The 19326-nt window shown below is 61.7% G+C and carries 19 protein-coding genes, 1 tRNA gene and 3 pseudogenes; 17 read left to right on the top strand and 6 right to left on the bottom strand.

From position 1 onward, the window contains the following. Positions 1-43: 43 nt before the first annotated feature. The 6 genes and pseudogenes from C7T91_RS03350 to C7T91_RS31350 all read left to right on the top strand — a co-directional run. Positions 44-895: pseudogene (locus C7T91_RS03350) on the top strand (IS5 family transposase); the annotation flags it as partial. A 92-nt stretch (positions 896-987) separates the two neighbouring features. Then, positions 988-1227 (top strand): tyrosine-type recombinase/integrase, encoded by a 240-nt coding sequence (locus C7T91_RS03345; protein ID WP_108257982.1) that lies wholly within the window; start codon positions 988-990, stop codon positions 1225-1227. Positions 1228-1631: 404 nt separating this feature from the next. Continuing rightward, on the top strand, positions 1632-1889 hold the full coding sequence (locus C7T91_RS03340; RefSeq protein WP_176715476.1) for a helix-turn-helix domain-containing protein: 258 nt from the start codon (positions 1632-1634) through the stop codon (positions 1887-1889). Beyond that, entirely contained in the window at positions 1879-3216 is a 1338-nt protein-coding gene (gene dcm / locus C7T91_RS03335) for a DNA (cytosine-5-)-methyltransferase (RefSeq protein WP_108258483.1), read from the top strand. Before C7T91_RS03340 ends, dcm begins: the two co-directional genes overlap by 11 nt. Before the next feature lie 10 nt (positions 3217-3226). Further along, positions 3227-4306, top strand: a complete 1080-nt coding sequence (locus C7T91_RS31355; RefSeq protein ID WP_145962761.1) for a hypothetical protein — start codon at positions 3227-3229, stop codon at positions 4304-4306. A gap of 2 nt (positions 4307-4308) precedes the next feature. Beyond that, complete coding sequence (locus tag C7T91_RS31350; protein ID WP_145962760.1) at positions 4309-5244, top strand: hypothetical protein; 936 nt, start codon at positions 4309-4311, stop codon at positions 5242-5244. A 19-nt stretch (positions 5245-5263) separates the two neighbouring features. Here the strand turns inward: C7T91_RS31350 and C7T91_RS31345 are convergent, their stop codons facing one another. Then, complete coding sequence (locus C7T91_RS31345; protein WP_145962759.1) at positions 5264-5551, bottom strand: hypothetical protein; 288 nt, start codon at positions 5549-5551, stop codon at positions 5264-5266. 496 nt (positions 5552-6047) lie between these two features. On the opposite strand from C7T91_RS31345, the gene C7T91_RS03330 reads away from it, so the two are divergent. Both C7T91_RS03330 and C7T91_RS03325 read left to right on the top strand, forming a co-directional pair. Beyond that, positions 6048-7463: an AAA family ATPase gene (locus C7T91_RS03330; RefSeq protein ID WP_108257981.1), complete on the top strand. Its 1416-nt coding sequence runs from the start codon at positions 6048-6050 to the stop codon at positions 7461-7463. 115 nt (positions 7464-7578) lie between these two features. Beyond that, entirely contained in the window at positions 7579-8595 is a 1017-nt protein-coding gene (locus C7T91_RS03325; protein ID WP_161555724.1) for a ParB/RepB/Spo0J family partition protein, read from the top strand. 149 nt (positions 8596-8744) lie between these two features. On the opposite strand, the gene C7T91_RS03320 is transcribed toward C7T91_RS03325, so the two are convergent. Both C7T91_RS03320 and C7T91_RS03315 read right to left on the bottom strand, forming a co-directional pair. Continuing rightward, positions 8745-10211, bottom strand: a complete 1467-nt coding sequence (locus tag C7T91_RS03320; RefSeq protein WP_108257979.1) for a hypothetical protein — start codon at positions 10209-10211, stop codon at positions 8745-8747. Positions 10212-10545: 334 nt separating this feature from the next. Beyond that, positions 10546-11610 carry a glycosyltransferase family 2 protein gene (locus C7T91_RS03315; protein ID WP_108257978.1) on the bottom strand — a complete coding sequence of 355 codons (1065 nt, stop codon included), beginning with the start codon at positions 11608-11610 and terminating at the stop codon, positions 10546-10548. A 184-nt stretch (positions 11611-11794) separates the two neighbouring features. On the opposite strand from C7T91_RS03315, the gene C7T91_RS03310 reads away from it, so the two are divergent. Continuing rightward, complete coding sequence (locus tag C7T91_RS03310) at positions 11795-12685, top strand: glycosyltransferase family 2 protein (protein ID WP_108258482.1); 891 nt, start codon at positions 11795-11797, stop codon at positions 12683-12685. 46 nt (positions 12686-12731) lie between these two features. Here C7T91_RS03310 and C7T91_RS03305 read toward each other — a convergent pair whose 3' ends face one another. After that, positions 12732-13970: a glycosyltransferase family 4 protein gene (locus C7T91_RS03305; RefSeq protein WP_236637949.1), complete on the bottom strand. Its 1239-nt coding sequence runs from the start codon at positions 13968-13970 to the stop codon at positions 12732-12734. Between the two features lie 111 nt (positions 13971-14081). Next, a complete protein-coding gene (locus C7T91_RS03300; RefSeq protein ID WP_161555723.1) occupies positions 14082-14834 on the bottom strand; it encodes an SGNH hydrolase domain-containing protein in 753 nt (250 codons plus the stop codon). A 282-nt stretch (positions 14835-15116) separates the two neighbouring features. On the opposite strand from C7T91_RS03300, the gene C7T91_RS03295 reads away from it, so the two are divergent. The 8 genes and pseudogenes from C7T91_RS03295 to C7T91_RS03265 all read left to right on the top strand — a co-directional run bounded on the left by C7T91_RS03295 (position 15117) and on the right by C7T91_RS03265 (position 18841). Then, positions 15117-15878 carry a GntR family transcriptional regulator gene (locus tag C7T91_RS03295; RefSeq protein WP_108257976.1) on the top strand — a complete coding sequence of 254 codons (762 nt, stop codon included), beginning with the start codon at positions 15117-15119 and terminating at the stop codon, positions 15876-15878. Positions 15879-15945: 67 nt separating this feature from the next. Further along, positions 15946-16022 (top strand) — tRNA-Arg (locus tag C7T91_RS03290). Positions 16023-16086: 64 nt separating this feature from the next. Then, positions 16087-16350, top strand: coding sequence for a hypothetical protein (locus C7T91_RS03285; protein ID WP_108257975.1), 264 nt, complete (start codon positions 16087-16089; stop codon positions 16348-16350). Between the two features lie 48 nt (positions 16351-16398). After that, positions 16399-16551, top strand: a pseudogene (locus tag C7T91_RS03280) (IS5/IS1182 family transposase); the annotation flags it as partial. Continuing rightward, positions 16506-17366 (top strand): TniB family NTP-binding protein, encoded by an 861-nt coding sequence (locus C7T91_RS03275; RefSeq protein ID WP_330848801.1) that lies wholly within the window; start codon positions 16506-16508, stop codon positions 17364-17366. The pseudogene C7T91_RS03280 and the gene C7T91_RS03275, both read left to right, overlap by 46 nt. A gap of 109 nt (positions 17367-17475) precedes the next feature. Further along, a pseudogene (locus C7T91_RS39030) lies at positions 17476-17745 on the top strand (TniQ family protein); the annotation flags it as partial. Between the two features lie 171 nt (positions 17746-17916). Beyond that, positions 17917-18195 carry a hypothetical protein gene (locus C7T91_RS34595; protein WP_236637948.1) on the top strand — a complete coding sequence of 93 codons (279 nt, stop codon included), beginning with the start codon at positions 17917-17919 and terminating at the stop codon, positions 18193-18195. Between the two features lie 4 nt (positions 18196-18199). Further along, complete coding sequence (locus tag C7T91_RS03265) at positions 18200-18841, top strand: hypothetical protein (RefSeq protein WP_236637947.1); 642 nt, start codon at positions 18200-18202, stop codon at positions 18839-18841. Positions 18842-19010: 169 nt separating this feature from the next. On the opposite strand, the gene C7T91_RS03260 is transcribed toward C7T91_RS03265, so the two are convergent. Next, positions 19011-19322 (bottom strand): ETC complex I subunit, encoded by a 312-nt coding sequence (locus C7T91_RS03260; RefSeq protein ID WP_108258480.1) that lies wholly within the window; start codon positions 19320-19322, stop codon positions 19011-19013. Positions 19323-19326 lie beyond the last annotated feature (4 nt).

The raw sequence follows: 19326 nt of genomic DNA, 5'->3' as shown, positions 1-19326 counted from the left end.
TCCAAGCCTTGAACCGCACTGGGTTTGCCGGAGGCTAATTTTCGCGTTGGATGGGGCATCCACCGCATCAGTTCATTTTGCTCCAGCCGGTATACCCCAAATCGGCTTTGTGGCGAGCCTGCTCGAACTGTCCGGGCTTGGCTGGTCCGTGCCTGACTTCAGCACCCTTTCGCGCCGCCAGAAGACCCTGGACGTGACCATCCCGTATCGCGGATCCAAGGGGCAGCTGCACCTGCTCGTGGACAGCACCGGCATCAAGGTGGAAGGCGAAGGCGAGTGGCACAGCCGCAAACACGGCGCCTCGAAGCGCCGTGCTCGCCATTGTCCTCGGACCAATGGCGGACATGGCTCGCGGCGCAAGATCCACATCGGCATAGACGAGGAAACGCTGGAGATCCGGGCCGTCGAGATCACCTCCAGCAATGTCGGCGACGCGCCGATGCTGCCTGAGCTCCTGAAGCAGATCGGCCCGGATCAGCAAATCGCCACGGTCACTGCCGACGGCGCCTACGACACGCGCGCCTGCCACGACGCCATCGCCGACCGCGGCGCGGCGGCAGTCATTCCGCCGAGGCGGACGGCGAGGCCATGGAAGCCGGACACCGCCGGAGCCCGTGCGCGCAACGAAATCCTGCGGGCGTCAAAGCACCTCGGCCGGGCGATCTGGCGGAACTGGAGCGGGTACCACCGGCGCAGCAGGGTGGAGATATGAGCCGGACCGGGAAAAGGTCCGGGGGACCTTTTCCCCGGCGATTGAATGAACTGCGTGAAGCTGCTCGGCCAGCGGCTCATGTCGCGCGACTTCGACCGCCAGGTTGCCGAAGTCCAGATCCGCGCGGCGGTACTCAACCGCTTCACGGCTCTCGGCATCCCGATGACCGTGGCCGCAGGATAGGTGTGTCTGGGGAAAGGGGAAATGCGGTCATCAGCTGATTTGCGCAACAGCGCCCCTTCACGGGCCCGGGCTTCACGAACTGGTTCCATGACATGGTGCAGGAAGCGAAACTGCCCGCCGGTCTCTCGCCGCACGGGCTGCGGAAGGCGACCTGCCGGCGGCTTGCGGAGGCCGGATGTACGGCCCATGAAATCATGGCGATCAGCGGGCATACCTCCCTGGCGGAAGTCACGCGCTATACAGTTGCGGCGAGCCGTGCAAAGCTGGCCGAACGGGCGATTGCATCGCTCCTGGAGACCGAGAAACGAAACACAATTGTAAACCCTGACTGACGGGGTTTACGCAACGCCCCGCAAGGGCCTGATATTTCAGGATTATAAAGCCATGATGGCGGAGACGAAGGGTGGCGAACTTTTTGGCTACTATATTGTTTTATAACTACAAAAATCTACACTCATGGTGTCATACCACTCTTTAAACCACATGCGCGCAGCAAGCCGACAAGCATTGGGGTAGGAGTGCTGGCGGTAAAGGCCCGCAACAGTGATTGCAAGAGGCTCCTGAGCTTCCGAGAGACTGACGCGACATGTCCGGCGCAGACGCGTCGCAGTGTCGGCTTTTCGCAAGCAGATTGGCAGCACCGCGCCGAGACAAATCGGTGACGGTGGGACCCGACACCGAATTGTCCACTTGCAGATCATACAACATGAGTTAAAAGAACTAACATAAGGGCAAAATGTTCAGGGTGATCGATCTCGTGGCACTCACACCGATCCAGTGCAAGATGGCTAGAGTTGGTGCGAGTCTGTCCCGCGCGAAGCTGGCCGAGCTTTCCGGAGTTTCAGTAGCTACGCTCGCCGACTTCGAGGCAGGCAAGCGTGAGCCGTATGATCGAACCGTACGAGACATTCGCGCCGCACTTGAAAACATGGGTGCAACGTTCCTGGCCCCAAATGACGATGGCCCGGGGGTCCGTATAAATGATGGAAAATAAGAAACTTCGGTTTGTGGACCTGTTTAGCGGTCTCGGCGGATTTCATCTCGCATTGAGCCGTGTTGGCTGCGAATGCGTATTTGCTTGCGAAGTGGATAAGGGACTCCAAGACCTCTATGTCATAAATCACGGTATTCGACCCGCATCAGATATTCGCTTCGCGTGGAAGGATGTCCCTGAGCACGATATTTTGTGCGCTGGTTTCCCCTGTCAACCCTTTTCAAAGGCGGGGTCGCAAAGAGGTTTTGAGTGTGAAACCTCTGGAGATTTATTCGACTACATTCTGAAAGTAGTGGATCGTCATCAGCCCAAGATGTTAATCTTTGAAAATGTACCAAATATAATTAGGCACGACGAAGGTAGGACTTGGAGGAAAATCCAAGATAGCCTGTCATTGCGTGGTTATGATGTGAAAGCTAGCGAGCTTTCGCCGCATCAATTCGGCGTTCCTCAAGTTAGGCCTCGCGCCTTGATCGTTGCTGCGCGAGACCTCAGCGCTTTCGATTGGCCTGAGGTTACCTCATCAGAACTACACTTGTCTTCCATCCTGGATGTCAACCCAGTAGGTTCAGATAAACTTCCAGATGATTATTTGAAATACCTAGAGGTCTGGGAAGAGTTTCTTCAGATTATCCCTGAAGACAAGAAACTGCCGTCGTTTCCGATTTGGGCCATGGAATTCGGAGCGAACTATCCTGTTGAGGACACAACGCCTAAGTCCTCCTCGAAAGACAGTCTATCCCGATTTACCGGAAGCTTCGGCGCAAGCCTTCAAGGGAAAACAAAAGGACAGCAGCTTGCGAGCATCCCTTCGTATGCGAGAGGAAGTGAAACTAAGTTCCCCAGGTGGAAGATAAGATTCATTCTTCAAAATCGGGAATTTTACGACCAGAATAAACATCAATTGGACCTTTGGCTGCCAAAGGTTCGACAGTTTGCGCCTAGCTTCCAAAAGTTCGAATGGAATTGGAGGGAAGGTAGTAGAACCCTATGGGACAAGGTCATTCAATTCAGAGCTTCCGGCATCCGTGTTAAAAACCCAGCAACCGCACCGTCCTTGGTGGCTTTAACCACGAGTCAGGTTCCAGTCATTCCTTGGGAAAAACGATATATGACTATGAGAGAGTGTGCGCGCTTGCAAAGCATGGAGGGCTTGAAGCAGTTGCCCTCGAGTAAAACTAGGGCATACAAAGCTTTGGGAAATGCAGTTAACGTTGATGTTATTTCTGCGGTGGCGGCAAACTTGATTTCAGCAACCTCTCCAAATGAGGAGCTAAAATGCAGCCAGAACCCTACAAATACAGCGCCGATAGCTGGGTTGGGCTGAGAGGAATGCTATGAAACAGAGAAAAATTGAATACGCTGATCTGTCACATATCGCACTGGATCCCAAGAATCCGCGCCTAGGTCGATCAGCCCATCAGAAAAACTTGGCGCAGGACGAAATCTTCGACTTGATGCGAGATTGGTCTCTTGAAGAACTTGCAACCTCGTTCTTGGAGAGCGGCTTCTGGGCGCACGAAGCAGTTCTTTGCGTTGAAGAAGAGATTCATGGTGACGACCGCTTGGTTGTGATCGAGGGTAACCGTCGGATAGCAGCCTTGAAAAGGCTAAAAAAAGCATATGACGGGGATGAAACTTCTCGCAAATGGCTCGAAATCATCGAAGGCATCCAAGAACCTGAGAAACTCTTCTCCGAAGTGCCGTTCATTCGCCTGGAGGAGAGGGGCGAGGTAGATGCATTCCTAGGGTTTCGCCACGTTACCGGAATCAAGGAATGGGCGCCCCCAGAGAAAGCTCAATTCATTGCAAAGCTGATCGATCAAAACGGCCTTAGCTATCGGGATGTAATGAGGCAGATTGGGAGTAAAACCCCTACTGTTCAGAGAAATTACATTGCCTACTCGATCCTTATGCAAATGGAGGAAACGGAAGGTCTAGACGTCGGAAAGGTTGAGGACAAGTTTAGTGTCCTTTTCCTATCTCTTGCACGAACAGATGTAAGAAATTTCCTTGGGCTAAGGGAGAAGTTTGAGGTCCCTCCTGAGCAAGTTCAGCCACCTATTTCTGAGGAATTTGTTCCGAGGCTCAAAGAGTACTCTAGATGGCTGTTTGGAGATGATGAGAATGCACCTGTCGTTACTGATTCTCGACAGGTAGATAAGTTCTCTAAAGTGTTGGCTAGCGATGAGGGGCTTGATTACCTCCGAACGGTTAGGCGACCGAGCTTGGAGAAGGCATTCGTGATTGCGGGAGGCGATCAAGAAGAGCTCTATGAGTTGATGACAACTGCGGCATACAACGTCGAGGAGGCTCTTTCTTCGATTCACCACTATGCTGGCGATGAAAAACTTATCAGGATTGTGCAGCGACTTTCTTCGAACGTAGCCCAACTCAATAAGATTTTTGAAATCTAATCATGCTCAAAATTCCCGGTAAAAACTTTGCAAGATCCGTAAATAAAATTAATGTCGCGACATGTACTTTGGCGGATTGGCTGGAGGCTACGGTACTTTTTGATGAAGCCGAGGTGTCAAAGAGTGACGTGGTTGATCTGCTTATCGAAGAGCAGATATGTAACGATGGGGATCAAGATTTAGCCAACGAGATTGCGGATCAAGGGTGGGCTGAAATAAGGCTGAGGCAGTCTTGGGGGGGCACCCCCCCGAGTTTAGTCATTGGACCAACCCGACTGAAGCTTGATGATGATTGGCGCGCAGAGCCAATTCATGCGTTTTTTGTGATGCTTTCCATTCTTCAACTTTACCCGGACTGGGCCGAAAGGCACAAAAACTTTTCGGTGCAAGGTGAGCTCTTTGAGAAAGTTTCGGAAGAAATCTGCCCGGGGTTGCTTCCTGGATGGAGTACGGTAAGAGCTGGTTGGTCTCCGGACAATGCGGTCAACATTGACATGATTGTTGAGAATCTTTGCGGGCGGCTAAACACACTTGGCAGCCTACGTTTGGACGCTTGGACCTCAGATTCAGCCAACGATGGAGGCCTTGATATCGTTTGCTACCGAGAGTTCTCAGATTCCCGAGAGGCTACTCCCACGTATTTTTTGCAATGTGCAAGTGGGACCAATTGGAGGAGCAAGATACACACGCCGAGCGCCGTGTCTTGGATGAAATATCTGGACTCAGCAGTTCAGCCGAGTACGGGGATACTTGCTCCTTTCGTCATCAGCACCGAGGAAATTCGACGTGCAGGACTAAGTGGCCAAATTACGGTGTTTGACAGAATACGCCTACTGCATGCGTACTATCAGCATGAGATTAATCTATCGGCTCCCGTACGCGATGAAGTTATAGCTTGGATTGAGGCGAGGGCAGCCGACATACCTACTGTAGATTAATTTTCCGCGCTAAATCTCACTATCTTTCCGAGTGGAGATCTGAGGAAGCGCCGGAACTTGATTGGCCTTGCCTTGCTTCTGCCAACTCCTCTTTATAATCATAGAGGGATTTTAGAATTTTCGCTTCAATTTGGACAAGGCGGAGCCCGTAATCCTGCGCCAATTCCCATACCAACTGTTCGATCCGACGGTCTTTCGGTCCGAAGGTCCCCCAGTCGATTAAATCGTGCTGGTCGGGATGATTGGGGATCGCCCGCTTCTCGGCGTGATCGCCAATAGGAGAGCTCCGCTTGGGTCCATGTGTCATGCTTGTAGCCTCTTGGCGACGTTCCTATCCTAGAACGACAAGGTGAACCTAGCCCAAGGCGAGCGCGACGAACAGACCTGCAACTTGCTCGTACTGGCAGATGCCCATTGAAGCAGAGCTATGGCTGAAAATGGGTGATGGGGCCTGATTGGAGTCGGAGTATCGTGGTTCTGGAATCGCAAGGACAGAAGAAAAAATGAATTTATTTTTTTAAAACAAACTCTTAATGGAATTCTTGCTATTCTCGTAACTACTATATTAACTCATATTCTAACAGGAAAAGCTTGAAGCAGCCCTTGCAGAGGCAATTCCCTGTTTCTCCAACACAATGATTTAAAATAAAAAATTAGACCGCATATCGGTTTTGCTTTGACATGCTGCGTTTTCGTGTATTTTGGAAAAAAAAGAGCATGTGGTTGGATTCCAACCCTGCCGATATCGAGCCAGACCATCCCGGAAAGCGATCCGGATCTCCAACACCCAGGAAGGACTCCGCATGCGCCCCGCACGCAAGGCCCCGCCGAAACCGCCCGGCCCCGAGCTTCCCCCCTATATGAACATCTCGCCCGATGCAGCCCTCGAAGAGCTTGGCTCCCCGGTCGGAACCGCCGGCTTCGGGGAAGCCGCACGGATGGCCGCCCAAGGGCGCCAGGACCTGATCTCCCGCGGGCTCGACCCGGAAGGCCGCAAGTACCTGCGGCTGTTCTCCACATGGGAAATCACCAAATACCTGATCCCGGTCGCGACGCCGCATTTCCGCCGCGTTCTGAAAGCCAATCCCGACCTCCCCCAAGGGCGTTCGGAAACCGAGGGCGGCGCCAAGTGGTTCACTCTCGACGAGGTGCTCCGACTGCGCAGCCATTTCGCGGCGGAAGGCTCCAAGGCAAAGCCCTACCTTCCCTACCGTCCGAAGGGACTTCCCGCCAAGATCACCGCCGTGGCCAACTTCAAGGGCGGCGTGGGCAAGACCTCGACGGCCGCGCATCTCGCCATGTCCGCCGCGCTCGACGGCTACAAGGTTCTGGTGATCGATCTCGACAGCCAGGGGTCGATGACCTCGATCTTCGGCGGCAAGGTCGAGGATGAATGGCAGACCGTCTTTCCGCTCCTGGCGCGCGGCTATGCCGAGAGCCTGCAGGCCGAGAACCGGATCCGGATGAGCCGCGGCGAGACGCCCCTGCCGCTGGACGACATGCTGGCCGACGCGCTGAAGATCCGGGCCCCGGATCTGGCGCAGAAGACCCACTGGCCGAATATCGACCTGATCGGCGCACAGCTGAACCTCTACTGGGCCGAGTTCCAGATCCCGGTCTGGCGGATGGCCCACAAGGGCTGGAAGCTCTGGGACGCGCTCCTCGACCGGCTCGAGGCCGATGGCGTGACCCAAGCCTATGACGTCATCATCCTCGATACGCCCCCTGCCCTCGGCTACCTGACGATCAACGCGCTGGCTGCCGCGGACATCCTGCTGGTGCCGCTCGGGGCCTCCTTCCTGGAATTCGATTCCACGGGGCGGTTCTTCGACATGCTCCATGCCACCTTCGGTTCGATCGAGGAGGGCGAGAACCTGGCGGCGCGGGCGCTGGGAACGCCGGAGCTGCGCTTCGAATGGGATGCAGTGCGCGCCGTGGTCACCCGCTTCGATGCCGCGCAGCAGATGGAGATGGCCAATCTGATGCAGGCCTACATCACGCCGTTCATCTCGCCCTACCGCCAGGATTTCACCGCTCTGGTCGGCCAGGCCGGGGAGCAGGTGAACGGCATCTACGAAGCCGATTACCGCGACTTCAACCGCGAGACCTATATCCGCGGGCGGGAAACCTTCGACGCGACCTATGCCGCCTTCAAGCGTCTGCTGGTCGGTGCCTGGCGGCGTGACGAGCTCGCCGCAGAGGCGGAGGCCGCAGAATGACCGGGCAGGGCAGGGGGACCCCCTCCGCTGTGGCACTGCCCGTTTGGCCTGCGCGTTTCGCGCGCGAAACATCCTATCCGGTTCCTGCGGACAGCGAGGCGAAAGGAGACCGCCCATGGCACGCCGCCGCCTGACCCCTGCCCAGCCGGGGCATCTGGCCTCGGCTCCTGCAGCAGCGCCCGAAGCCAAGGGCCTGTCCTTCGCCGCTGCCCCGCCGATCGCCAAGGTCTCGGGCCAGTCGGCCGAAGCGGCCGCGCTGCGGGAACTGGCGGAGGGGATTGAAACGGCCCGCGCCGAAGGCCGCATGATCGTCGAGCTGCCGCTGGCCGAAATCGCGGGCGGATACCTGCTGCGCGACCGGGTGCATCTCGACCGCGAAGAGCTCGACGCGCTCAAGGCCTCGATCCGCAGCCATGGCCAGCGCAGCCCTGCGGAGGTGACCCCTCTTGCCGCCGAGGATGCCAGCGGTGCCCGCTACGGGCTGATCTCGGGCTGGCGGCGGCTGCGCGCCCTGGGCGAACTGCACGAGGAGACCGGCGAGAACCGCTTCGCCCGGCTGCGCGCGCTGATCCGTCCGGCGGGCGAAGCCGGGCAGAGCTATGTCGCCATGATCGAGGGAAACGAGATCCGGGTCGGACTGAGCTATTACGAGCGCGCTCGGGTGGTCGCCGAAACCGCGGGACGGGGCGTCTTTCCCGACCAGGCCACCGCGCTGCGCAGCCTCTTCGCCACGGCGAGCCGCGCCAAGCGTTCCAAGATCGGCAGCTTCGTGGCGCTCTACGAGGAGCTGGGCGATGTGCTGCGCTTCCCGGTCGACATTCCCGAACGGCTGGGACTGGCGCTGGTGGCGAAGCTGCGGGACGGAGGCGGCGCGGAGCTGCGCCGGCGACTGGCCGAAGCCCCGCCCGAAGAGGCCGCCGATGAGCTCGGGATTCTCGAAGCTTTCCTGCAGCCGTCTGTCCAGGGCGTTTCGCGTGCGAAACAGGAGCCGGAAGAAAAGCTGCGGGACGGGCTGGAGATGCGCGCCGCCTGCAAGGGCCGGAAGATCACCCTGACGCTTCGCGGCGAGGAGGTCGACGAGGCGCTGCTGGAACGGTTGCGCAGGGTGTTGCGCGAGGAGCTCGGCGGCTGAGCGGAAGGCCGGCCGCACCGGCGCTGCCGTGACCGTCTCCGGGCGTGCCGCCTTCCGGCTTGGAGTGCCCGGCACCCGTGCCGGAGGCCAGGGGATGCCGCCTGCAGGCCGTGCCCGGGACCGGCACGGCGCTGGAGGTCAGGAGAAAATCACCGGGAACTCCGGGGGCGCCTGGCGGCCGCTGCCGGGGTGTCCGATGGGATTTCCCGGGCAGGAGAGGCCTTGCCGGCTGCGGACGCCCGTCCGGGAAACCGGGTGTAGCGCCCTTTCCGGACAGGCTCTTCGGCCTGGGTGTCCGCCTCGTTGCCGCCGCCTGCGGGGGCGGGGGGATCGATCTTGATCAGCCAGGCCGTGGCGCCGATCATCAGCATGATCAGCGAATACTGGATGTTCCAGACCGCAACCGTCGCCATGCTGATATAGAAGGACGTCATGGAGAAGATCATCGCATAGCGGAAATCCGACAGCATCTCGTTGCCGCGGAAGTTCTTCAGCCCGAGTTTCACGATCGGATAGAAGGCGGCGACGACCAGCATGAGGAAGCCGGGATAGCCCCATCGCATCGCTTGCAGCAGCCAGTGGTTGTCAACGGAGGGGATCATCCAGGGCGCGCGGATATAGTCGTTGAACAGGCCCATGCCGAAGACGGGATGACGGGCGACTTCCGCGCTGCCGTATTCGTAGATGAGGTACCTGAACCACGCGGTTTCCTGGTTGAGCGCGACAAGGCGGGAGAGCACGACAAGGGGCGGTCGTTCGGAATAGAAGATCAGGAACACATAGAAGGCCGCGCCGCCCCAGAGCAGCAGCTTCCAGCGGGCGCCGATCTGGCGGAATATCCGGTTGTAGCTCAGATAGCCGATCTGCATCAGGATGTTCATCCAGCCGCCGGCCGACAGGGCAAAGAAGGCGCCTCCGAGGCTGCCGCTGCTCCAGGCAAGCCGTCCGAATATCCCGTTGACCGGCTTCCTGCCATGGCGCAGCACAAGCCAGCCCAGCGAGAAGGCCAGCGCCGAGGTGATGCCGTAGAGGATCGGGTGTGGAGTTGCTGTCTGCGCGCGTTGCATCCCGAAGCGCGGCGGGTAGTCCAGGGTGGTGCGCTTGTGCGCTTCCGCAAAGGGCAGCTTCTGGGCGATGTCGTTGAGGATCATCACCTTGCCGAAGCTCTCGATGGCGGCAAAAGGCAGAAGAATCATCAGCACGATCAACAGGCAGCGGGTGAAGAAAATCAGGTCTTCCTTGTTCCGGATGGCTGCCCGGCCAAGCAGGTACCCCCCGACGATGTCGGTGAACTGGGAGCCGACATAGACCGGCATGCCCGACATCTGGCCGTTGACGGCCATGCTGACGGGCATCCACAGCATGTGTCCGATCACCAGGAAGTCGGGCAGGATGAAGCCGTTGTACTTTCCCATGAGCCAGTTGATCCCGAGCGGCACCAGCATGATCAGCAGGAGCAGCCGGTAGGGGGCCATGATGAAGCCGCCGAAATTGAACAGGTAGGGCTGTGTGATCGAGAACACGAACAGCCCCAGCACGATCGGCATGGACAGGCTGTCGTCCGGGGCCTGGGCAATCGCGCTGGCGCGCCCTCGGCGGGTTGCCATGGTGTTCATCTGGGGGCTCCCTCGGTACGGCGCGGCAATCCGGCCGGGCAATGGTCTGTCGGAACGGCAGGGCCGGATACGGCTTGCGGCGGGCGAAGCGCACAAATCATGTAGCTGCGGAACGCACCTGCGGGCAATTCCCCCCGGAGCGTCAGATCGGCGCGCGGCCCCGTGCCGTGGCCTGCCGCCGGGACCGGACTGCGCACGCGGGCGGCGTTCCGGCAATCCCCCGGGCTGCCTTGCCGTTGAGAGCCTCCCTCAAAGGCAAGGCTTGCCGCATGGGCGTTCCCTGCGTTCGGGGCCTTGCAGCCAGAGGCCCGGCATCTGCACCAAGCGGGAGCGTTCACTTGCCGAAGGCGATGCGGCAGGCTTCGGGAGCGAGCCGGTCGCGGATCGCCCGGGGGGCAGGCAGTCCGAATGCACCGCGCAGAACGGCCAGGGCCGCCGTCGGCTGGCGGTCGCGGATCAGGCAGCGCGCCGCATAGGCCAGCGTATAGGCATAGGCCGTTGCCCTGGCCCGGGGCAGGAAGCGGCGCACGAACTTCATCCGCCCGCGATGCTTGAAATAGAGCGAGAAGGGCGAGGCCAGCTTCGCAAGCGTCGGAGAACCGATCGAGGTTCCGGCCAGGTGGTATACCCGCAGGCCCTCGCAATAGGCGAGCGGCAGGTCGCCGCGGCGCATCGCCCAGTCCACCTCCTCGTAATAGAGGAAGTAGTCCTCGCGCATCGGGCCGACCCGGTCGTAGAAGGCGCGGCTGGCGATGACATTGGCGCCCATGATGAAATCCATTTCCTCCGTCCGGGGGGACGGGGTGGCGGCATGGGAGGCGCCCAGATTGGCGTTGGCGGTGACTCCGGTGCGCGGGTCCACCCGCCCGCCGCCGTCTATCTGGATCATGTCCGGCGGATCGAGATAGGTGACCCTTCCGCCCATCAGCCCGTAGGTTCCGCCCTCCTCGAGCCGCGTCCTGAGCGCCGCGAGCGACTCGGGCGGCACCACGCTGTCGGGGTTCAGGACCCACATGTGGCGGATGGCGGGAAACTGTGCCAGATAGGCGAGCCCGGCATTCACCCCGCCGGCGAAGCCGCGGTTGGCACCGGAATGGATCAGCGCCACCGGCGCCTCCTCCACCGGGGCCATGCCGGGTCCGCCCTCGGGCAGGGCGAGGGGCTTGGGCAGCGGCGCGATGGGGAAGGGCAGGGGCGTGCCCGGCGCATAGGGCACCTGGCCCGAGGCCCAGCCGCGCAGCCGCGCCACCGTGTCGTCGGCAGAGGCATTGTCGACCACGACGACCCTCAGCCCCAGCCCGGCGGCCCGCGCGGCCGACAGCACCGACTCGGCACAGTCGACTGCTTCCTGGCCGGAATTGAAGGCTACGATCACCACGCCGACGGAAATCTCGTCCATCTCTTGTCCCTTGCACTTGTCCGCTGACCCGCCCCGGCGGTTGGCGGGGACATCTGACCACGGGCTGCGGGGAATGTCGGCGGCATAATGGGGGGTTTGCCGCGGGAACGGGATTTGACAGATTGCCCCTGTGTGCAACCCTGCCGCGCCGGTCCCTGTCCCGGCGGAGATTTCCGAGAACCCGATGACCGACTCCTCCCCCGCGACCCCGCCCGAACTGGCCGTGGTCATCCCGCATTACAACGATCTTGCCCGGCTCGGGAAATGTCTTGGCGCCCTGGCACCGCAGGCGGCCGATGCGGGGGCGGCCGTCGAAGTGGTGGTTGTCGACAATGACAGTCCTGCCGATCTGGGCGCGCTGAAGGCAGGCTGCCCCTGGGCACGTTTCGTTACGGAATCCATGAAAGGCGCGGCTGCCGCGCGCAACCGCGGCGTGGCCGAGACCAGTGCCCCCCATCTGGCTTTCCTCGACAGCGATTGCGTGCCGGGTCCGGACTGGCTGGCAACGGCGCGGAGGCTGGCGGGCAGCGCGGACGTGATCGGCGGGCGGATCGACACCTTCGACGAGACCCCGTCCCCGCGTTCGGGGGCAGAGGCCTTCGAGACGGTCTTCGCCTTCTGGCAGAAAAGCTACATCGAGGAGAAGGGCTTCTCGGTCACGGCGAACCTGGTGACCTCGCGGGCGGTGTTCGAACGGACCGGGCCGATGGTCGTGGGCCTGTCGGAGGACATGGATTGGTGTTTCCGTGCCAGGGCAAAAGGCCATGCCCTCGTCTATCGCGGCGAACTGGCCGTGCCGCATCCGACCCGGCAGGACTGGCCGGCGCTGGCGAAAAAATGGCGGCGCACCACCCTCGAAGGGTTCCATCGCAACGGGACTTCTGCGGCGGCCCGCTCGAAATGGGCGCTGCGGGCATTGGCAGTGGCGGTCTCGGGGCCGGCGCATCTGCCGAAGGTTCTCGGATCGCAGAAGCTGAGGGACGGCACCGAAAGGCGCCGTGCCGCGGTGACGCTGCTGAGGCTGCGCAGCGCGCGGGCGCTGTGGATGGTGGGCCAGGCGCTCCGGGGCGCGTGAACTGCGTCTGGAAAGGCGGCGGCGCACGATGTTCCGCCGCCCTGTTTCAGCCTGCGGCGCGCTGATAGGCGCTGATCAGCGAATCCACCTGATAGTCCCAGCTCAGCTCGCTCTCGACGCGGGCGCGGCCGGTCCGTCCCATTTCGGCGGCGCGTTCCGGATCGTCGATCAGCGCCAGGATCTTGCCGGCCATGTCGGAGGTGTCGTTGGGCGCTGCATAGAGCGAGGCGTCTTCCGCCGAGTAGCGCCCCTCGGTGACCTCGAACTGCACGATGGGCTTCGAGAACGCCATGTATTCGAGGATTTTGTTCATCGTCGACTTGTCGTTCATCGGGTTCACCCGGTCCGGGTTCACGCAGACATCTGCCGAACTCAGCACTTCGAAGAGCTCCGCGTCCGGCGCCCGGCCGGTGAAAGTGACATGGTCCTCGAGCCCCAGCTTGGCGGTCAGCGCCTTCAGGTCGCCGAGCGCCGGTCCGCCGCCCACCAGCACGAACTGCACGTCGCGGCCGCGGTCGAAGACGATCTCGCGCGCGGCCTCCAGCAGCAGGTCGATGCCCTCCTGGTCGCCCATCACGCCGACATAGCCGACCATGGCCTCGCGGCCGTTCTTCCACTCCGGGTTCGGGGGCATGATGTGCAGCCGGTTCAGGTCCGGCCCCGAACGCACCACGAAAATGTCCTCCGGCTTCTTCTTGCCGCGTTCCATCGCGATCTGGCGGTAGGACTGGTTGGTGGAAATCACCACGTCCGCGGTCCAGAAGTTCAGCCGCTCGAACAGCACCATCAGCTTCCAGAAGAAGCCGCGCTTGTTGAACTTGGCCTCGTAGAGCTCGGGATTGATGTCGTGATGGTCGAAGATGTAGCGCTTGCCCAGGAGCTTGAACTGCCAGGCGATCAGGAAGATCAGGTCCGGCGGGTTGCAGCCCTGGATGGTGTCGAACCCGTGTTTCCCGAGGATCTTCCAGGCGAGCCGGGTCTCGTGCCAGAGCGCTGCGCCGTATTCCAGGAGGTATCCGCTGGCCCCCTTGGCATCGAGAGGCAGCTTGTGGCGGTAGATGTGGACCCCGTCGATTTCCTCATAGGGCGCCTCGTAGCCCTTGCCGGTCGGACAAATCACCGCCACCTGGGCGCCTGCCGCGGTCAGGGTGCGGCTTTCGTGCCAGACCCGGCGGTCGAAGGGCAGGGGCAGGTTCTCGACGATGATGAGGACCTTGCGGCCCTCGAGGGGTTTGCTTGCCTGCGCGGCCTCCAGGCGGGGCATCTCTGTGAACTGGCCATCCATGGGGGCTCTCCCGATTCTCTCTAAATCGCTCCGCGTTAGCACGATGGGGTTAACATGTCCTGCCGATGGCAAAAGCTTCGTAGGGGCAAGTGCCTGCAGGCACGCGATGCCTCACGGCGCGGCGGCGTCTGCCTTGCGGAACAGCAGTTCGAGAAGCACCGGGGCCATCCGGAGCGATCCGGCCGGACCGAGATGGTCGCCGTCGCGGTACAGGGGAGTCGTCCCGTCGAAAAGCGGGCATGTGCGTTCGCCGCACAGCCCGGCGAAGACCGGCTGGTAGGTGACATTGGCATGCGCCGCCGCCACGGCGGTCAGGACCGGTTCGTAGAGCGCGCGCTGCGCGCTTTCCTCCCCGGCGCCGATTCCGGTCCGGGACCAGTCGTCCACATGGCCGAAGCGGATCGCGCGGACCGCGGTCCGCAGGTCCTGCATGTGCCCGGTGGGGACATCGTCGAGCAGGACGAACTGGCGGTCGGGGAACATCCCGGCCAGCCGGGCCAAGCCGTTGGCCATGGCCACGGGGTTGTAGGCGGTTCCGGATCCGTCATAGTCGGCATCGGTCCAGACATCGCCGCTGTGGCGGTAGGTGGAGCCCGAGACCTGGTGCTGCCAGTAGACGGCAAGATAGACGGTGCGGATGCCGGGATGGTCGCGCAGGAAGGCCGTGAAGGCATCGCTTTGCCGGCCCCATTGCGGATCGCCGCGCTGCTCCAGTCCCGGCAGGGGACGGAAGCCGTTCGAGCTGTACTGGTAGCCGGCGCGCCCCGCCGTGGCGGCCGCCTCGAAGAAGCCCTGTGCCAGCGCGCCGGCATGGCTGTCGCCTGCCAGCATCATGTCCGGGGCGGCGGCCTCCGCTCCGCGCACGCAGACATCGCCGGCCAGTGTGAATATCGCCCCAGTCCGGGAACCGGGGGAAAGGTCAGTGCCGGCTCGCGCCCAAATCCCGGGGAGAGCGCCCTTCGGGAGCAGGCGGCACCGCTCCCAATGCACCTCCGTTATCCGTGCCTGGGCCGCCGAGGCAGGCATTGGGCGCCTGGGGTTGACTTGTCGCAAGGACCCCGCCTGCGCGGCATGCTACTTGGGATCAGGGGGCGGAACCCATGAGTTCCGGGGGTTTCGGGGAGCAGCTTCGGGCTGGAATTTTGCATGGGCAGGACAAGCATCTGGAGCGGGATCGCCGAGGAGCTGAAGGCGGAGATTCTTGCCGGACGCTACCGGCCGGGCGAGAAGCTGCCGACCGAGACCGACCTTGCCCGCCGCTTCGGCGTCAACCGCCACACCCTGCGCCGGGCGGTCGCGGCACTGGCAGAGGCCGGTCTGGTCCGCAGCCAGCGCGGCTCGGGCATCTTCGTGAAGCCCCGCCCGATCACCCTGCCGATCACCGGCGGGCTGGACCTGCCGGACCATCTGGCCCGTGCCGGGCATGTGCTGGAGCGGCGCCGCGAAAGGCTCTGGCGCCGCGGGGCAAGCGGCGCCGAGGCGGCCGCCCTGAGATGCGCCCCCGATCAGGAACTGCTGTGCTACGAGACCCTGCTCCTGGTCGACGGAAATCCGTTCTGCCTGTGCCGGGACCTTCTGGCCGAGCACCGGTTGCCCGGCATTTCGGACGTGCTGGAAGGCCAGCTGTCGATGCGCGGCGTGCTGGAACGCTGCGGCGTGGCGGCCCCGGCAATGCGCAGCGTGCGGGTCTGCGTCGATCCGCCCGACCCCGCCATGGCCGGGCGGCTCGGCCAGGTCGATCCGGGCCCGGTGCTGCACACGATGGCGCTGATCGAGACCGGCGACGGCGAGGCGGTCGACCTGAAGGAATACTGGGTCGATGCGGCCAGGGCCTGCCTTAGCTTCACCAACCAGCCCGAAGACAGCGCCGTTCCGGAAGCGCCTCTGCTCGCGGCCTGCGGCCGCTAACCCGGGTCCCGGAACGGGAAGAATCGGCTTGGCCCCGTCATGGCGGCTGGTGTAACGAAGGGCATACGGCCCCTTAGCTCAACTGGATAGAGCACGGTCCTTCTAAGTCCGCGGTTTCAGGTTCGAGTCCTGAAGGGGTCGCCATTTTCCGCAAGATGCTGATATTCAACAAGAAATCCGCATAACATCCATCAAGGCGTTGTCCATTATGGACCACAAAACGGTGGATCAGGACGATATGCAGTACCTCACCCAGCCGCGGGGACCCGGCAAGTCATGGGTCTTCAGGATGCTCACGCCGCCGCATCTGATCGGCATGCCCAAGCCGTGGGACGGCAAGCTGCTCGGCAAGGAGATCAAACGCGGCCTAACGACCCGCTCCCTGCCCGAAGCCCGCAAGCGCCGGGACGCGCTGTTGGGAGACATGCGCCGCCTGTCGCTGGAAGCTGCGCGTGGAAGCCTTGTTGCGTAGATGCGGCTGGGGATTCACTGCGCGAATCCAGCATGATAGCCGGCGGCGATTAGCAGACCGCCGGAGCCGACCTGCAAGACCACCAACTGGCAAGTGCATAACCAGGCGCTGAAGCAGCGTGGATCGCTGACCGTCTGGTCCGATCGCTCGATGCAATGGGACGCGGTGCCGTCCGGGCGTCGCGGCCGCCAGCAGGCCTATGGCGTATGAGGAGGCCCAGGAAATCGTCCGGGGGAGGTCGGGCCGGTCCGCGCCAGCGGCAAATCCTCCGGCGGGGGTCACTCCGGTCCTCCGCAGGAGGCAACTGTCCCCGCGGACAGTTTGGGGAAGGACCGGTCGGAGCCCCGGAGGGCCGGACGGGCGGAGCCCTGCCCGGCGAATGCCATCCAGGCCTCGCCGCGACAGGGTATCAGCGCGTCGATGCCAAGCTCCGCTCTGCAGATGCTTGGGAAATGGTCATGCATCGCCTGTCCCTAGTCGGCGTCCAGCTTGTGGTGATTGATGAGTGCCACCACCTGTTTCGCCCCGGGGCCGGTCGCGACAAGCTTGGTGCGATCCAGTCCATGAAGCACATTCTCCAGTCGGCGGGCGGCGTATCCCTCATCATCGCCGGGGTGGCAGACCTGCGCGAAGCCATCCTCTCGGAAACTTCGGGAGAAACCTACCGTCGCCTTCAGGAGCTGGACCTCGACGACATTCGCCCCGGAAGCCGAGAAACCAAAATCTTTGCCACGAATTTCCGAAAGTCCGCGGAGGTTCTCGGCATCGAAGTCTCCGAGGAGGACGCCTTCGTTGACCGCATCCTGTTTGCCAGGAATGGACAGATCGGACGGAGCGTCTCACTGGCCAAGGCGATCCTGCATGATGCAGTCACCCGGCGGCGTCCAATGCTGTCGCTTGAACGCGCCGAAGCCGTCTATCGCAAGGATCGGAAGGGTGCCGACATGACCCCCTTTCATGCGGCCGAATGGGGGACCGTGAAGCGGGAACTGGAAGCCATCGGATGGCAGGCATGACAATGTTGCGTCCCATACTTCAGTTCGACCCGACAGAGACCCTGACCTCCTACGCCGACCGTCTGTCGGTGTTCCATACCGGCCGCGGCATGGAGCAGCTTCTGCGTGACTGCGGGATCCACCACGAGCATTTCAGGCCGGGCGGCCCGAAGCCATCACACAGTTCGCCGAAGCCACCGGGCACGCATTGCCCGATTTGCAACGAAATGCCATTCGCGTTTTCCCGCGGGGCGGCACGTTCCGCGGGGAAGCGATCTCGAAGACCTTCCTGACGCCGCAGGCGAAATGCTACTGCCCCGCCTGCCTCGCGGAAGACGGCGGCCCCACCGAGTGGCGTTTCCGCCTGATGTGGGGCTTCCGTCACATTCATCGCTGCGACCGGCACGGACTGTGGTTGTCATCGACACCCGAGGGCACTGGGACGAGTCTTCGGGTCGCATTGAACGACGTGCCCCTGGCAACAGTGCAGGAGCCTGATGCTGAAGCCCCAGAGTACCTCTCGTGGCTCCGCGGCCGCGTTCATGGGGGTGGTGTCTCGGAGCCCCACTGGATGGCAAGCCAGACGCTGGAGCAGGTTCTGGCGGCCTCCGAGATGATCGGTGGCATCTTGCAGTACGGCCACAAAGTAACCCTGACGAAACTGTCTTCCGCCGAGTCCGAAGAGGCCACCGACATCGGGTTTTCCATCTACAGCGAGGGACCGGAAGCGGTGGACACAATCCGCCGGACGTCTCCTGCCACGGCGGTGCAGGCTGGGCCTCTCGCCTATTACGGTCGGCTTTTCGATTGGCTCGACCGCCGGGCCAACTCCATCCGGCCCGATCCGTGATATCTTGCGCGACCACATCGTGAAGCATTCGGCTGTGGAACCCGGCACGACGGTCCTCGGTGTCGAGATCACCGAGCGGCGATTCCACACCCTCTACAGCCTCTCCGATGCGGTTGGCATCGATCGGTCGCGACTCGCGCGCCTCCTCAAGAAACTTGGTGAAATCCCGGATGAGGCGACTGAGGTCGAAAGCGGGAACATGGTGTTTGACGCAGCAACAAGCGTCCCGCTCATCGAAGCGTTTCAGACGGCCGTTCCCCTGCGAGATCTCCCGGATTACCTGGGGACGACAAAGCGGCAAGTCGAAATCCTGTATCGCGAAGGTATCGTGTTGCCCTTGGTTCCGAGGTCCGGCCGCGGATCGGTCCGCCACGTCGTCTTCGCCCGCTCCCACCTAGACGACCTCTTGAAGAAGATAGCCTGCTTGCCGATGTTGCAGCCTTCGAACGACGAAGGCTTTCACCCCATCTCCTACGAGTGCCAGCGTGGCGCGGGCCGGTTCGAACGCCTGTTCATCGACATTATCGAAGGCAAGATCCCGGCGGTCCGACATCCGACAGGACCGGGATCGGGTCCATTCTCGTCGAGGTCCGGCCCTTGGTTGCCACGAAGTCTGCAGCCTGATCCTTCCCCGCAGAACGGATGATCAAGCCCGCTTCGGCGGGTTTTTCCTTTTTTTATTTCCAAAACTTCGCGGGATCTTACCCGGATTTTCGCGGGATCTTTGCTCCCAGTCGGAAGTGACCGAGAATAACCCATTGAAGTCACTTAGTATTTCAGGCAATGTGGAGACAACTTTGCCCCGATCTACAGCATCAATGGGTCCATGCGCCGCGGCGGTCGGGCGCGAAATTCTCGCCATAGCCGCGGGGGCGCACATTCGGCTTGCGCTTGTGCGGCTCGCTCACCTGAACCTCCAGCCCCTTTGCTTCTGCATAGGCCAGCGCCGCTTCCTTGCTGTCGAAGCTCAGCCGGACCTGTGCCTGGGTATCCGAAGACGAAGTCCAGCCCATCAGAGGATCGACTTCCCGCGCCGAAGCAGACGGAAATTCGAGAATCCAAGTTTTGGTCTTCGCCAGACCCGACTGCATCGCGGTTTTTGCCGGCTGGTAGATTCGTGCGCGCATCATG

This window comes from Mangrovicoccus ximenensis, from assembly GCF_003056725.1.
Taxonomy (GTDB): domain Bacteria; phylum Pseudomonadota; class Alphaproteobacteria; order Rhodobacterales; family Rhodobacteraceae; genus Mangrovicoccus; species Mangrovicoccus ximenensis.
The sequence above is the reverse complement of the archived record's forward strand: the minus strand, read 5'-3'. Positions and strand labels throughout refer to the sequence as shown.

Excerpts from the sequence above, each read along its gene's own strand:
- C7T91_RS03345 (WP_108257982.1), top strand. The coding sequence starts at position 988 with ATGGTGCAGGAAGCGAAACTGCCCGCCGGTCTCTCGCCGCACGGGCTG.
- C7T91_RS03340 (WP_176715476.1), top strand. The coding sequence starts at position 1,632 with ATGTTCAGGGTGATCGATCTCGTGGCACTCACACCGATCCAGTGCAAG.
- dcm (WP_108258483.1), top strand. The coding sequence starts at position 1,879 with ATGGAAAATAAGAAACTTCGGTTTGTGGACCTGTTTAGCGGTCTCGGC.
- C7T91_RS31355 (WP_145962761.1), top strand. The coding sequence starts at position 3,227 with ATGAAACAGAGAAAAATTGAATACGCTGATCTGTCACATATCGCACTG.
- C7T91_RS31350 (WP_145962760.1), top strand. The coding sequence starts at position 4,309 with ATGCTCAAAATTCCCGGTAAAAACTTTGCAAGATCCGTAAATAAAATT.
- C7T91_RS31345 (WP_145962759.1), bottom strand. The coding sequence starts at position 5,551 with ATGACACATGGACCCAAGCGGAGCTCTCCTATTGGCGATCACGCCGAG.
- C7T91_RS03330 (WP_108257981.1), top strand. The coding sequence starts at position 6,048 with ATGCGCCCCGCACGCAAGGCCCCGCCGAAACCGCCCGGCCCCGAGCTT.
- C7T91_RS03325 (WP_161555724.1), top strand. The coding sequence starts at position 7,579 with ATGGCACGCCGCCGCCTGACCCCTGCCCAGCCGGGGCATCTGGCCTCG.
- C7T91_RS03320 (WP_108257979.1), bottom strand. The coding sequence starts at position 10,211 with ATGAACACCATGGCAACCCGCCGAGGGCGCGCCAGCGCGATTGCCCAG.
- C7T91_RS03315 (WP_108257978.1), bottom strand. The coding sequence starts at position 11,610 with ATGGACGAGATTTCCGTCGGCGTGGTGATCGTAGCCTTCAATTCCGGC.
- C7T91_RS03310 (WP_108258482.1), top strand. The coding sequence starts at position 11,795 with ATGACCGACTCCTCCCCCGCGACCCCGCCCGAACTGGCCGTGGTCATC.
- C7T91_RS03305 (WP_236637949.1), bottom strand. The coding sequence starts at position 13,970 with ATGGATGGCCAGTTCACAGAGATGCCCCGCCTGGAGGCCGCGCAGGCA.
- C7T91_RS03295 (WP_108257976.1), top strand. The coding sequence starts at position 15,117 with ATGGGCAGGACAAGCATCTGGAGCGGGATCGCCGAGGAGCTGAAGGCG.
- C7T91_RS03285 (WP_108257975.1), top strand. The coding sequence starts at position 16,087 with ATGGACCACAAAACGGTGGATCAGGACGATATGCAGTACCTCACCCAG.
- C7T91_RS03275 (WP_330848801.1), top strand. The coding sequence starts at position 16,506 with ATGGGACGCGGTGCCGTCCGGGCGTCGCGGCCGCCAGCAGGCCTATGG.
- C7T91_RS34595 (WP_236637948.1), top strand. The coding sequence starts at position 17,917 with ATGGCAAGCCAGACGCTGGAGCAGGTTCTGGCGGCCTCCGAGATGATC.
- C7T91_RS03260 (WP_108258480.1), bottom strand. The coding sequence starts at position 19,322 with ATGCGCGCACGAATCTACCAGCCGGCAAAAACCGCGATGCAGTCGGGT.